The following is a 12,472-nucleotide window of genomic DNA, read 5'->3' as shown; positions in this document are numbered from 1 at the left end:
ACCTGCGCCCGAAGTTCGTCGAGACCTTCCTGGCCAAGCTGGTGAACTGGGACTTCGCGGCCAAGAACTTCGGCTGACGCCAGCCGAAGTTCCCGCCGGCGGCATCCTCACTCGTTGACGAGGTTGAGGATGTTGCCGTCCGGGTCCTTGAACCAGGCGACCTTCATCTTGTCCATGACATGGACGTCGCCCGCAAGCGTTGTGTTCGGCATGTCGTAGTGCTCGAAGCGCACGCCCTTGGCCTTGAGCGCCGCCACGAGCCCCTCGATGTCGCCACCCACCGCCCAGGTCACGGCCGTGGCCTGGTTGGTTCCGGCAAACGAAGAGCAGTAGACATTGATACGGCTGTTACCGCTGCGATAGGCGATCATGTCCTCGCAATCCGTGTCGGCCGGCGTGAGGCCCAGCGTGTCTTCGTAGAAGCGGCGAGCCACGGCAAGGTCTTTCACCGCGAGGTTGGCCACAGCATTGATATTTCCGAGCATGGCTGTCTCCTGTGTGGATGGGCACCCATCTTCTGCCCCGCAGCGGGCGTGTCAAGCCGCCGTTACCCGATACGGGGCCCATCGCGAACGAAGAAACCGCGGGGCCCGGGTTCCGGCACACTGCACCCTTGGTGCAGTGCTTGGCAAGGCCTGAAAATCTGCCCCGCGATCCGCACCCGACAAGCCCCCGATACAGAGACAAACCCATGATCCGCAAATTCACCCGCCCGCTGGCCCTTGCGCTGGCCCTTCCCCTGGCCGCCCTTTCCCTCACGTTCGCCGCCCCTGCCGCGCAGGCCCAGGCCTACCCCGCCAAGCCCATTCGCATGATCGTGCCCTTCCCGCCCGGCGGCGGCACCGACATCCTGGCGCGCCTCGTGGCCCAGAAGCTCACCGAAACCAACCACTGGACCGTGGTGCCCGACAACCGCGGCGGCGCCGGCGGCACCATCGGCATTGCCGAGGCCGCACGCGCCGCGCCCGGCGGCTACGACATCGTGATGGGCCAGAAGGACAACATGGTCGTCGCGCCGTGGCTCTACAAGAACCTGAGCTACAACCCGGTGAAAGACCTCACCGCCGTCGCCCACGTGGCCTACACGCCGGTGGTGATCGTCACGCAGGCCAACTCCAAATTCAAGACGCTGAACGACGTGGTGACCGCCGCGCGCGCCGCGCCCGACACCGTCACCTACGGCTCGCCCGGCAACGGCACCACCATTCACCTGGCCGGCGAAATCTTCAACGGCGCCGCCCAGATCAAGATGCGCCACGTGCCCTACAAGGGCTCCAACGCGGCCATGATGGACGTGCTGGCGGGCAACGTCGACCTGATGGTGTCGTCGGTGCCTTCGGCGCTGGCGCAGATCAAGGCGGGCAAGCTGCGCCCGCTGGCCGTGACCTCGGCCAAGCGCAGCACCTCGCTGCCCGACACGCCCACCGTGGCCGAGCTCGGCTACAAGGGCTTCGACGTGTCCACCTGGTACGGCCTCTTCGTGCCGGCCAAGACGCCGAAGGACGTGATCGCCACGCTGAATACCGAAGTGAACAAGCTGCTGGCCACACCTGAAATGAAGGCCGCCATCATTGCGCAGGGCGCCGAGCCGCAGGCCATGACGCCCGAGCAATTCGAGACACTGCTGAAGACCGACTACGACAAGTGGAAGGGCATCGTGCAAGCCTCCGGCGCGACTATCGAATAAGCGCCGGGCATCGCAGAATGGTGTCTCCACAACAGGCCGCACCGACGGCACGGAGACAGCGATGGCACTGCGCAAGAATTCCAACAACGCCTTTCTGCTGAACACCACCGCGCTGGCCGCGGTGGCGGTCGCCCTGTTGCAGGGCTGCGCGCAGACGCCGCAGCAGCAGATGGCCCCGTCGCAGGCCAGCGTGGCCGCGCATGTCGCCACCGCCACGCGCGCCGCCGGCTCCGACCTGGCGGCGCTGCTGACCCTCTGCAAACCCGCTCCCGCCGCACGGCCGCCCCAGGCCGAGTTGGACAAGGGCCTTGCGGCATTCATCGCCAGGCCCGCGCCGCCGCCGGGCCAGGCTTTCGACAACCTGTACTTCGTCGGCGCCGACTGGGTCAGCGCCTGGGCGATCAAGACCTCGGACGGCATCATCCTCATCGATGCGCTCAACACACAGGCGGAGGCCGCGGCGCTCATCGAAGGCGGCATGCGCAAGCTGGGCCTCGACCCGGCGCAGATCAAGTACGTGATCGTCACGCACGGCCATGGCGACCACTACGGCGGCGCGCCCTACCTCGCTGAGAAGTACCGTGCGCGCGTGGTGATGAGCGAGGCCGACTGGACCATGACCGAAACCCGGCTCGAGTTTGCGACGCCGATCTGGGGCGCGCCGCCCAAGCGCGGCGCAGGCGGCATTTCCGCGAAGGACGGCGACCGCGTCACGCTCGGCGACACCAGCGTTACGCTGTACCTCACGCCGGGCCACACCATGGGCACGATCTCTCCGGTGTTCGACGTCACGTCGAACGGCCGGAAGCACCGCGCCATGCTATGGGGCGGCACGGGTTTCAATTTCGGCAAGGACGTGCCGCGGCTCGACAGCTACATCGGCGCCACGGAGCGCATGGGCGCCATCGTGCAGACCCAGCGCATCGATGTGCTGCTGTCTAACCACTCGAACATCGACGGCTCGCAAGCCAAGCTCGCCGCGCTGCGGCAGCAGCCTGCTCCGGCCGCAAATCCCTTTGTGCTTGGCACGCCGACGGTCGAGCGGTCGCTGGCGGTAATGGGCGGGTGCGCGCGGGCGCAGCGCGACAGGTTCTTGATGCAGTGACGTTGCCTTGCTCCTTCCCCCTCTGGGGGAAGGCTGGGATGGGGGCAGTTCATGCGCTTGAGGCTGCGCGGCAATGAAAGCCGTCGTGCCCCCACCCCTGCCCTCCCCCGAAAGGGGAGGGAGAAAAGACTGGTCAGTCGGGCGTGAACTTCTTATTGAATATCTCCACGTCCGACGGCAGCTCGAACGTCGCCACCTGCCCCATCTTTCCGTCGCTCAGGCGGCAGGCAGAGAACAGGCTGTAGCGGCCCTTGAAGTAGAACTCGTCCATCACGATCAGCGCGTACGGGTAAGGCACGAAGACCTGATGCTCGAAGACGATGCGGTGCACATTCCTCGGCGAAGGAAAGAGCTTGTACTCGGTGGTGTCGATCGACTTTGCGGTGGCCATGTGCGTTCTCGGTTCTCTGTGCGCGGCGTTCAGGCCGGGTCGCGCACGTCGGCCACGGGGTTGCTGCCGAAATCGGCGCGCGCCAGGTACTTGAGCACCTTGGCTGCGGCAGTCTCGGGGCTGTCGAGCATGCCTTCGTTCTTCAGCTTTTCGAAGCGGCCGCGGTCCGGAAACTTCTCGGCCGATGCGCCGCGCAATTGCACCTGCATGTCGGTGTCGATCACGCCCGGCGCGAGAGACACGATGCGGGCGCCGTTCGGCAGGTGCGCCTCTTCGAGCGCCACGGCGCGCGAGTAGTGGTCCATGCCCGCCTTGGCGGCGCAGTAAGGCGCCTGGCTGCCCATGGCGTTGCGGCCCAGGCCCGACGAGATGTTCAGCACCTTGCGCGCGCCGCGCCATTCGCGGGTGGCGCCCAGGAAGGCGGCGGTCAGCAGCATCGGCGCTTCGAGGCCGATGCGCAGGGCCTGCGCCAGTTCGGCCGGCACCGCGCTTGCGAGCGGCGCCGGGTTGCCGACCGTGCCCGCGTTGTTGATGAGGGTCACGCCGTCGAAGCGCTGGCCGTCGATCGTCTTGAGCCATGCGGAGACGCGCGCCGCCGCGGCGACAGGCTCCGACAGGTCTTGCTCCCATTGGATGAGTTCGGCACCGGCCTTGGCAGCCAGTTCGGCCAGCTGCGGGTCTTGCCTGCGCGAGATGCCGAGCACCATGTGGCCGGCCTGCAGCAGCTGTGCGGCCATGGCACGGCCCAGGCCGCGCGACGCGCCGGTGATCAGGGTGAGTTGGGAGGTAGTCATCAAAAGAACTTTCTTGAACGAAGGCGGAAGGTTAAGCGGTATGCAAACAAGGGCCGGCGGCTCAACCGGTGCGGAACTGCTTGCGCAGGAAGTTGCGGTGCCGCGCGATGTGCTGCAGCTGGGCGGGTGCGATGGTGCCGCCAAGGTCGACTTCGTCCGCACCGTTGAGCACCGCGTTGGCGTGGGTCATGGCGCGCGCCACCACTTCTTCCTCGCTCACGCCGAGTTGCGCTGCAAGGTCGAGTGCCACGCGCCGCATGGCGCGCTGCGAAAGCATCCACATGGCGCCGAAGCGGTCCCACGCAAGAGCAGCCTCGTCGGCCTTCTCGCGTTCGGCAAGAATTTCGGCAAGCGGCTTGGCGAGCACCGCGTCGAGCGCATCGAGCTTCTCGGTGAGCGCCTCGTTGCGCGCCATGGCTTCTTCGAGCGTGGGGCCGGTCTCGCCGGTGTCTGGTTTGCGCGTCTCGGGCGGCGGAACAAGGGCCGCTTCGGCATTGGCGGAAACGATCTGGAGCTGGTCTTGGAGGGTCATGAGGTTTCCGTTTCCCGTGAAGTGTTCTTCTTGTTCGACATTGCGGTTGCGCGCAGGCCGGGCAGGTCGAGCACGCGCAGCCCACCGTACTCCACCCGGATCAACCCCTGCGCCGAAAGGCCGTTGAGCGCCTCGTTCACACGCTGGCGCGAAAGGCCGACCAGGTAGGCCAGCTCCTGCTGCGTGATGCGCAAGACTTCGCCCACGCCGGGGTACAGCACCGGGTTGAACAGCGACACCAGGTTGCGCGCCACGCGCGCGTCGGGGTTGTTGAGGCGGTCGATCTCCAGCGCCGCAATGAACTGGCCGAGCCGCTCGTTGAGCTGGTTCATCACAAAGCGGTTGAAGCCGATGGAGTGATCCAGCAGCCAGTGAAAGCTGTCGATCGGCAGGCCCGCCACCACGCTGCGCCGCAGCGCCTGGATGTTGTAGCGGTAGGGCTCGCGCTTCATGACCGTGCCTTCGCCGAACCAGCCGCCCGGCGGTATGCCGGCATAGGTGACGGAGCCGCCGTCGGCGTTGTCGTTGCTCATCTTGAGCAGGCCCTCGACCACACCGAACCAGTAGGTGGGCGAGCGGCCGACACGGCACACGAGGTCGCCGACCTCGGCCTCGCCCACCACCAGCGCGGCCTCGGCGCGGCGCCGCTCGGTGGGCGTGAGCGCGGGCAGCCACGGAATGCCGTCGAGCTCTTCGGCATTGGGAGAACGCGCGCGGTCCTTGATCGAAGCGCCGTGCAGGCTGTGGTTTGAATGGCCGTGAAGCATCGGGAAACTCCGGGGAGTAGTGTCCCTAGGATTGTCGTTGGAACGACAACCCAGCGTCAAAGTGAGGCCTACGATCCGCCCACTGTGCAAACCACCGACCCCACCTTTCCCCGCCTGCTGCTCGCCCACGCCCAGGCCCAGCCCGATGCGCCCGCCGTTCGCGAGAAGGACCTGGGCATCTGGCAGACCTGGAGCTGGAGCGCCGTGGCCCAAGAGGTGCGCGAGATGGCCTGCGGCCTCGCGAGCCTGGGCTTCAAGCCCTTCGACAACCTGTCCATCGTGGGCGCCAACCGCCCGCACCTGTACATGGCGGTGCTCGCGGCACAAAGCCTGCGCGGCGTGCCGGTGCCGCTTTACCAGGACGCGGTGGCCAGCGAAATGGTCTTCATGCTGCAGGACGCGGCCATCGACTTCGTGATCGTCGAAGACCAGGAGCAGGTCGACAAGCTGCTCGAGTGTCGCGAGCTGCAAAAGAACGAGCAGCACGGCATCCGCCACATCATCTACGACGACCCCAAGGGCCTGCGCCACTACGACCAGCCCGGGCTCATGAGCTACGACCAGCTGCGCGAACTGGGCCGCACATTCGACGCAGCGAACCCCGGCTACTACGACCGTGCGGTGGCCAGCGGCGAGGCCAGCGACGTCGGCGTGATCCTCTACACCTCCGGCACCACCGGCCGCCCCAAGGGCGTGTGCCAGACGCATGCGAGCTTCATCGCGGCGGGCCGCGGCGGCGTGGAAACCGACAAGCTCGGCCCCGGCGACAACATCATGAGCTACCTGCCGATGGCGTGGGTGGGCGACCACTTGTTCTCGGTGGCGCAGTGGCTGGTGGGCGGCTTCACGCTCAACTGCCCGGAGTCGAGCGAGACGGTGATGAACGACATGCGCGAGATCGGGCCGAGCTATTACTTCGGCCCGCCGCGCACCTTCGAAGGGCTGCTCACGGCCGTGTCGATCCGCATGGAAGACGCGGCGGCGCCCAAGCGCTGGCTGTACGCAAAGTTCATGGCGCTTGCGCAGCGCGTGGGCGCGGACATTCTCAACGGCGCGCCGGTGGGCACGGGCGACCGGCTGATGTACAGCCTGGGCAACCTGCTGGTGTACGGGCCGCTGCGCAACGTGCTGGGCATGAGCCGCATCCGCGTGGCGTACACAGCCGGCGCGGCCATCGGGCCCGACCTGTTCCGCTTCTATCGTTCCATCGGCGTCAACCTGAAGCAGTTCTACGGCCAGACCGAAACCTGCGCGTATGTGTGCCTGCAGCAGGACGGCAAGGTCAAGCTGCAGACGGTGGGCACCGCCGCGCCGGGCATCGAACTCAAGATTGCCGACGATGGCGAAGTGCTGGTGCGCGGCGTGTCGGTGCTGAAGGAATACTACAAGCGCCCCGACGCCACCGCCGAAGTGCTCGACGCGAACGGCTACTTCCACACCGGCGATGCGGGCGTGCTCGACAGCGAAGGGCACCTGCGCATCATCGATCGCGCCAAGGACGTGGGCCGGCTCGTGAGCGGCGCGATCTTTGCGCCCAACTACATCGAGAACAAGCTCAAGTTCTTTCCGCAGATCAAGGAAGCCGTGTGCTTTGGCAACGGACGCAACGAGGTCTGCGCGGCCATCAACATCGACTTCGAGGCCGTGGGCAACTGGGCCGAGCGGCGCGGGCTGGCCTACGGCGGCTACGTCGACCTGGCCGGCAAGCCCGAGGTGCTGACGCTGGTGGGCGAATGCATCGCCAAGGTCAATGCCGACCTTGCGAGCGAAGACGGCATGGGCGAGACGCAGATCGCGCGCTTCCTGGTGCTGCACAAGGAGCTCGACCCCGACGACGATGAGCTCACCCGCACGCGCAAGGTGCGCCGGGGCTTCATCGCCGAGAAGTACGCGGTGCTTGTCGATGCGCTCTACGGCCGCAAGACCGAGCAGTTCATCGAGACCCAGGTCAAGTTCGAGGACGGACGCACGGGGGTTGTCAGCGCCACGCTGAAGATCGTCGAGGCCAAGACCTTCCCCATCGTGAAGGCAGCGGCATGAGCAGCAACAGAAAAACCGGCGACGTCATTCTCGACGTGCAGAACATCTCCTTGAGCTTCGGCGGCGTGAAGGCGCTCACCGACATCAGCTTCAACGTGCGCGAGCACGAGGTGCGGGCCATCATCGGTCCCAACGGTGCGGGCAAGAGTTCGATGCTGAATTGCATCAACGGCGTGTACTGGCCGCAGCAGGGCTCCATCACCTTTCGCGGCCAGACCTTCAAGCACATGAACTCGCGCCAGGTGGCCGAGATGGGCGTGGCGCGCACCTTCCAGAACCTTGCGCTCTTCAAGGGCATGAGCGTGCTCGACAACATCATGACGGGCCGCAACCTCAAGATGAAGAGCGGGCTGTTCGCACAGGCGCTGCGCTGGGGCCCGGCCGAGCGCGAGGAGCTGAAGCACCGCGAGTTCGTCGAGCACATCATCGACTTTCTCGAGATTCAGGCGCACCGCAAGACGCCGGTGGGCCGCCTGCCCTACGGCCTGCAAAAGCGCGTCGACCTGGGCCGCGCGCTCGCCATGGAGCCGCAGGTGCTGCTGCTCGACGAGCCGATGGCCGGCATGAACGTGGAAGAAAAGCAGGACATGAGCCGCTTCATCCTCGACGTGAACGACGAGTTCGGCGCCACCATCGTCCTCATCGAGCACGACATGGGCGTGGTGATGGACATCTCCGACCGCGTGGTGGTGCTCGACTACGGCAAGAAGATCGGCGACGGCACGCCCCATGAGGTGCGCAACAACGAAGACGTCATCCGGGCGTATCTGGGTGTGGAGCACTGACATGGGCTTTTTTCTAGAGACATTGTTTGGCGGCCTGATGGTCGGCATGCTCTATTCGCTGATCGCCATCGGCTTCGTGCTGATCTACAAGGCCTCGGGCGTCTTCAACTTTGCGCAGGGCGCAATGGTGCTGTTCGCGGCGCTGGCCATGGCGCGATTTGCCGAATGGTTTCCGCAGTGGTTCGGCTTCGAAAGCCAGATCCTCGCGAACATCCTGGCCTTTGTGGCGGCCATGGGCGTGATGGTGATCGTGGCCTGGCTCATCGAGCGGCTCGCGCTCAGCAAGCTGGTGAACCAGGAAGGCATCACGCTCCTGATGGCCACACTGGGCATTGCCTACTTTCTGGACGGCGTGGGCCAGACGATCTTCGGCAACGACATCTACAAGATCGACGTGGGCATGCCCAAGGAACCGCTGATGGTGCTGCAGGGCACTTTCCAGGGCGGGCTGCTGCTGAGCCAGGAAGACCTGATTGCCGCGCTGGTTGCGGCGGGCCTTGTGGTGGTGCTGGCCATCTTCTTCCAGAAGACCGCCACGGGCCGTGCACTGCGCGCGGTGGCCGACGACCACCAGGCCGCGCAGTCCATCGGCATTCCGCTCAAGCGCATCTGGGTGATCGTGTGGTCGGTAGCCGGCTTCTCGGCGCTGGTGGCCGGGATCATCTGGGGTTCGAAGCTGGGCGTGCAGTTCTCGCTTTCGCTGGTGGCGCTGAAGGCGCTGCCGGTAGTCATTTTGGGCGGTCTCACCTCGATTCCGGGCGCCATCATCGGCGGCCTGCTGATCGGCGTGGGCGAGAAGCTTTCTGAAATTTATCTCGGCCCCATGCTCGGTGGCGGCATCGAGATCTGGTTCGCTTATGTTCTTGCACTGGTCTTCCTGCTCGTGCGGCCTCAAGGGCTGTTCGGCGAAAAGATCATCGATCGGGTCTGAGATGTTCTACAGAGAAAACGGCCAATTCAAGTCGAGCTACAGGGCCGACCAGCAGATCTTTCCGATCGCGCAGGACCGCATCGCCATCCTGGTGCTGCTGCTCGTGGCTTTCATCGTGGTGCCGCTGGGCGTGTCCGACTACTGGATGCGCGCCATCCTCACGCCCTTTCTTATTCTTTCGCTTGCGGCGCTGGGCCTCAACATCCTGGTCGGCTACTGCGGGCAGATCTCTCTGGGCACCGGTGCCTTCATGGCGGTGGGCGCATATGCGGCGTACAACTTCCAGGTGCGCATCGACGGCATGCCGCTGATTGCATCGCTGCTGCTCGGCGGCCTGTGCGCCACGATGATCGGCGTGCTGTTCGGTATTCCCAGCTTGCGCATCAAGGGGCTGTACCTCGCGGTGGCCACGCTGGCGGCGCAGTTCTTTACCGACTGGGCGTTTCTTCGCATCCAGTGGTTCACCAACAATTCGTCTTCGGGTTCTGTGAGCGTGGCGGGGCTCAACGTGTTCGGCGTGCCGATCGAGTCGCCGGTGCAGAAGTACCTGTTCTGCCTGGTCTTTGTGGTGGTGTTCGCATTGCTCGCCAAGAACCTGGTGCGCAGCGCCATCGGCCGCGAGTGGATGGCCATGCGCGACATGGATGTGGCCGCCGCGGTGATCGGCATTCGCCCGGTGTACGCCAAGCTCACGGCCTTTGCGGTGAGCAGCTTCATCGTCGGCGTGGCCGGCGCGCTGTGGGGCTTCATTCACCTGGGCGCCTGGGAGCCGGCAGCATTCAGCATCGACCGCTCGTTCCAGCTGCTCTTCATGGTGATCATCGGCGGGCTCGGCTCGATCATGGGCAGCTTCTTCGGCGCCGCGTTCATCGTGCTGCTGCCGCTCTTTTTGAACCAGCTGCCCGGGTGGCTGGGCTTCTCGATCTCGACCGCGCTGGCCTCGCACCTGGAGACCATGATCTTCGGCGCGCTGATCGTGTTCTTCCTGATCGTGGAGCCGCACGGCCTTGCAAGGCTGTGGTCCACGGGCAAGGAGAAATTGCGGCTCTGGCCCTTCCCACACTGATTTTCTTGATTCGTTCGTAGAAACCGGCACAGAGGTGCCCACATAAGGAGACAGGCATGAAACTGAAATCGCTCGCTCTGACCGCCGCCCTGGTGGCCGGCACCGTCGGCAGCCTACTGGCGCCATCGCTCGCGCAAGCCCAGGCCAAGGAACAGTTCTTCCCGCTGCTGGTGTACCGCACCGGGCCGTACGCGCCCAACGGCACGCCCTGGGCCAACGGCAAGCAGGACTACATCAAGTACGTCAACGCCACCGGCGGCATCAACGGCGTGAAGATCGCGTACGAAGAATGCGAGACCGGCTACGCCACGGACAAGGGCGTGGAGTGCTACGAGCGCCTGAAGGGCCGCCCCGGCGTGACGCTGTTCGACCCGCAGGCCACCGGCATCACCTTTGCGCTGACCGACAAGGTGCCCACCGACAAGATCCCGCTCATCACGCTGGGCTACGGCCTCTCGGCGTCGCAGGACGGCAGCGTGTTCAAGTGGAACTTTCCGCTGATGGGCAGCTACTGGACCGCAGCCGACATCCTGATCCAGCACATCGGCAAGAAGGAAGGCGGCATGGACAAGCTCAAGGGCAAGAAGATCGCCCTTGTCTATCACGACTCGCCTTTCGGCAAGGAACCGATTCCGCTGCTGCAGGAGCGCGCCAAGCAGAACGGCTTCGAGCTGTCGCTCATTCCGGTCACCGCGCCCGGCGTGGAACAAAAGTCCGCCTGGCTGCAGGTGCGCCAGTCGCGGCCCGACTACGTGATGCTGTGGGGCTGGGGCGTGATGAACTCCACCGCCCTGAAGGAAGCGGTGGCCACGGGCTATCCGCGCGAGAAGATGTACGGCGTGTGGTGGGCCGGCGCCGAGCCTGACGTGAAGGACGTGGGCGCCAATGCCAAGGGCTACAACGCGCTGGCGCTCAACACCTCGGGTACCGAGCCCAAGGTGATCCAGGAAATCCTCAAGCAGGTGCACGACAAGGGCCAGGGCACGGGGCCGAAGGAAGAAGTGGGCTCGGTGCTCTACACGCGCGGCGTGATCATCCAGATGCTCGGCGTCGAAGCCGTGAAGCGCGCGCAGGAGCGCTTCGGCAAGGGCAAGGTCATGACGGGCGAGCAGGTGCGCTGGGGCATGGAAAACCTGGCGCTCGACCAGAAGAAGCTCGACTCGCTGGGCTTCTCGGGCGTGCTGCGTCCGCTGAGCACATCGTGCCAGGACCACATGGGCTCGACCTGGGCGCGCGTGCACACCTGGGACGGCGCCAAGTGGGGTGGCATGTCCGACTGGTACCAGGCCGACGAGCAGATCATCAAGCCGATGGTGAAGGTTGCGGCCGAAAAGTACGCGGGCGAGAAGAAGCTCACCCGCCGCGACGCGGCCGACTGCAGTTCCTGATCACTGGTTGATGAACCGTGGCGGCTCGCAAGAGCCGCCATTCGAAAGAACAGCCTCTTTGTGTCGTTGTTCTTTCGAATGCTTCGGACCACACCATGAGCGAATCCAAAATCCTTCTCGACGTCAACGGCATCGAGGTCATCTACAACCACGTGATCCTGGTGCTGAAGGGCGTTTCGCTCACAGTGCCCGAGGGCGGCATCGTGGCACTGCTCGGCGGCAACGGCGCGGGCAAGACAACCACGCTGCGCGCGGTGAGCAACCTGCTCGCGGGCGAACGCGGCGCGGTGACCAAGGGCACCATCGAATTGCGGGGCGAGCGCATCGAGGCGCTCTCGCCCTCCGAGCTGGTGAAGCGCGGGCTGATCCAGGTGATGGAAGGCCGCCATTGCTTCGCGCACCTGACGATCGAGGAAAACCTGATGACCGGCGCCTACACGCGCACCGACGGCAAGGCGGCGGTGCAGCAGACGCTGGAGAAGGTGTATGCGTACTTCCCGCGCCTGAAGACGCGCCGCACATCGCAGGCGGCCTACACCTCGGGTGGCGAACAGCAGATGTGCGCCATCGGCCGCGCGCTGATGGCCAACCCGACGATGGTGCTGCTCGACGAACCCTCGATGGGCTTGGCGCCGCAGATCGTCGAAGAAGTGTTCGAGATCGTGAAAGACCTGAACACCAAGGAGCGCGTGACCTTTCTGCTGGCCGAGCAGAACACCAACATGGCTCTGCGCTACGCCGACTACGGCTACATCCTGGAGAACGGCCGCATCGTGATGGACGGCGAGGCCAAGAGCCTGCGCGAGAACGAGGACGTGAAGGAGTTCTACCTTGGCGTCGGCGGTGCGGACCGAAAGAGTTTTCGCGACGTGAAGAGCTACAAGCGGCGCAAGAGGTGGCTGGCTTGATGGCGTGCATTTCGTGTTGTTCCCTCTCCCTCCGGGAGAGGGCCAGGGTGAGGGTGCAGCGGCACTTGCACATGACCG

At 65.2% G+C, this 12,472-nt stretch carries 13 protein-coding genes and 1 pseudogene; 9 read left to right on the top strand and 5 right to left on the bottom strand.

Translation table 11 applies throughout. The annotated features are described in order from the left end of the window. Window positions 1–77: pseudogene (locus tag V9L21_RS06275) on the top strand (superoxide dismutase [Fe]); the annotation flags it as partial. 30 nt (window positions 78–107) lie between these two features. Here V9L21_RS06275 and V9L21_RS06270 read toward each other — a convergent pair. Continuing rightward, window positions 108–485, bottom strand: coding sequence for a VOC family protein (locus V9L21_RS06270; protein WP_337310076.1), 378 nt, complete (start codon window positions 483–485; stop codon window positions 108–110). Between the two features lie 206 nt (window positions 486–691). Between V9L21_RS06270 and V9L21_RS06265 the strand changes: the two genes are divergently transcribed. Both V9L21_RS06265 and V9L21_RS06260 read left to right on the top strand, forming a co-directional pair. After that, entirely contained in the window at window positions 692–1,687 is a 996-nt protein-coding gene (locus V9L21_RS06265) for a tripartite tricarboxylate transporter substrate binding protein (protein WP_337310074.1), read from the top strand. 61 nt (window positions 1,688–1,748) lie between these two features. Further along, window positions 1,749–2,792 (top strand): MBL fold metallo-hydrolase, encoded by a 1,044-nt coding sequence (locus V9L21_RS06260; protein ID WP_337310072.1) that lies wholly within the window; start codon window positions 1,749–1,751, stop codon window positions 2,790–2,792. 133 nt (window positions 2,793–2,925) lie between these two features. On the opposite strand, the gene V9L21_RS06255 is transcribed toward V9L21_RS06260, so the two are convergent. The 4 genes from V9L21_RS06255 to V9L21_RS06240 all read right to left on the bottom strand — a co-directional run bounded on the left by V9L21_RS06255 (window position 2,926) and on the right by V9L21_RS06240 (window position 5,276). Continuing rightward, complete coding sequence (locus tag V9L21_RS06255) at window positions 2,926–3,183, bottom strand: hypothetical protein (RefSeq protein WP_337310070.1); 258 nt, start codon at window positions 3,181–3,183, stop codon at window positions 2,926–2,928. A 29-nt stretch (window positions 3,184–3,212) separates the two neighbouring features. Continuing rightward, a complete protein-coding gene (locus V9L21_RS06250) occupies window positions 3,213–3,977 on the bottom strand; it encodes an SDR family NAD(P)-dependent oxidoreductase (protein ID WP_337310068.1) in 765 nt (254 codons plus the stop codon). A gap of 61 nt (window positions 3,978–4,038) precedes the next feature. After that, window positions 4,039–4,509, bottom strand: a complete 471-nt coding sequence (locus tag V9L21_RS06245) for a hypothetical protein (RefSeq protein ID WP_337310066.1) — start codon at window positions 4,507–4,509, stop codon at window positions 4,039–4,041. After that, window positions 4,506–5,276: a Crp/Fnr family transcriptional regulator gene (locus V9L21_RS06240; RefSeq protein WP_337310063.1), complete on the bottom strand. Its 771-nt coding sequence runs from the start codon at window positions 5,274–5,276 to the stop codon at window positions 4,506–4,508. Before V9L21_RS06240 ends, V9L21_RS06245 begins: the two co-directional genes overlap by 4 nt. Window positions 5,277–5,360: 84 nt before the next feature. Between V9L21_RS06240 and V9L21_RS06235 the strand changes: the two genes are divergently transcribed. From V9L21_RS06235 to V9L21_RS06210, 6 genes are all read left to right on the top strand, one after another. Beyond that, window positions 5,361–7,316 carry an AMP-dependent synthetase/ligase gene (locus tag V9L21_RS06235; protein WP_337310061.1) on the top strand — a complete coding sequence of 652 codons (1,956 nt, stop codon included), beginning with the start codon at window positions 5,361–5,363 and terminating at the stop codon, window positions 7,314–7,316. Continuing rightward, window positions 7,313–8,101, top strand: a complete 789-nt coding sequence (locus V9L21_RS06230) for an ABC transporter ATP-binding protein (RefSeq protein WP_337310059.1) — start codon at window positions 7,313–7,315, stop codon at window positions 8,099–8,101. The genes V9L21_RS06235 and V9L21_RS06230 overlap by 4 nt, the downstream gene beginning before the upstream one ends. A 1-nt stretch (window position 8,102) precedes the next feature. Next, the gene (locus V9L21_RS06225; protein WP_258502809.1) at window positions 8,103–9,032 is read left to right on the top strand and encodes a branched-chain amino acid ABC transporter permease; all 930 of its coding nucleotides are present in this window, start codon (window positions 8,103–8,105) and stop codon (window positions 9,030–9,032) included. Between the two features lies 1 nt (window position 9,033). Then, complete coding sequence (locus V9L21_RS06220; protein WP_337298838.1) at window positions 9,034–10,098, top strand: branched-chain amino acid ABC transporter permease; 1,065 nt, start codon at window positions 9,034–9,036, stop codon at window positions 10,096–10,098. Window positions 10,099–10,154: 56 nt separating this feature from the next. After that, window positions 10,155–11,486 (top strand): ABC transporter substrate-binding protein, encoded by a 1,332-nt coding sequence (locus V9L21_RS06215; RefSeq protein ID WP_337310057.1) that lies wholly within the window; start codon window positions 10,155–10,157, stop codon window positions 11,484–11,486. A gap of 95 nt (window positions 11,487–11,581) precedes the next feature. Continuing rightward, a complete protein-coding gene (locus tag V9L21_RS06210; RefSeq protein ID WP_126748491.1) occupies window positions 11,582–12,394 on the top strand; it encodes an ABC transporter ATP-binding protein in 813 nt (270 codons plus the stop codon). Window positions 12,395–12,472: the final 78 nt, after the last annotated feature.

This window comes from Variovorax sp. CCNWLW235, from assembly GCF_037204085.1.
Taxonomy (GTDB): domain Bacteria; phylum Pseudomonadota; class Gammaproteobacteria; order Burkholderiales; family Burkholderiaceae_C; genus Variovorax.
This window is presented reverse-complemented; position numbering and strand designations above follow the sequence as displayed.

Coding starts and splice junctions, on each gene's coding strand:
- V9L21_RS06260 (WP_337310072.1), top strand. CDS start 1,749: ATGGCACTGCGCAAGAATTCCAACAACGCCTTTCTGCTGAACACCACC.
- V9L21_RS06210 (WP_126748491.1), top strand. CDS start 11,582: ATGAGCGAATCCAAAATCCTTCTCGACGTCAACGGCATCGAGGTCATC.
- V9L21_RS06255 (WP_337310070.1), bottom strand. CDS start 3,183: ATGGCCACCGCAAAGTCGATCGACACCACCGAGTACAAGCTCTTTCCT.
- V9L21_RS06215 (WP_337310057.1), top strand. CDS start 10,155: ATGAAACTGAAATCGCTCGCTCTGACCGCCGCCCTGGTGGCCGGCACC.
- V9L21_RS06245 (WP_337310066.1), bottom strand. CDS start 4,509: ATGACCCTCCAAGACCAGCTCCAGATCGTTTCCGCCAATGCCGAAGCG.
- V9L21_RS06225 (WP_258502809.1), top strand. CDS start 8,103: ATGGGCTTTTTTCTAGAGACATTGTTTGGCGGCCTGATGGTCGGCATG.
- V9L21_RS06240 (WP_337310063.1), bottom strand. CDS start 5,276: ATGCTTCACGGCCATTCAAACCACAGCCTGCACGGCGCTTCGATCAAG.
- V9L21_RS06270 (WP_337310076.1), bottom strand. CDS start 485: ATGCTCGGAAATATCAATGCTGTGGCCAACCTCGCGGTGAAAGACCTT.
- V9L21_RS06250 (WP_337310068.1), bottom strand. CDS start 3,977: ATGACTACCTCCCAACTCACCCTGATCACCGGCGCGTCGCGCGGCCTG.
- V9L21_RS06230 (WP_337310059.1), top strand. CDS start 7,313: ATGAGCAGCAACAGAAAAACCGGCGACGTCATTCTCGACGTGCAGAAC.
- V9L21_RS06220 (WP_337298838.1), top strand. CDS start 9,034: ATGTTCTACAGAGAAAACGGCCAATTCAAGTCGAGCTACAGGGCCGAC.
- V9L21_RS06265 (WP_337310074.1), top strand. CDS start 692: ATGATCCGCAAATTCACCCGCCCGCTGGCCCTTGCGCTGGCCCTTCCC.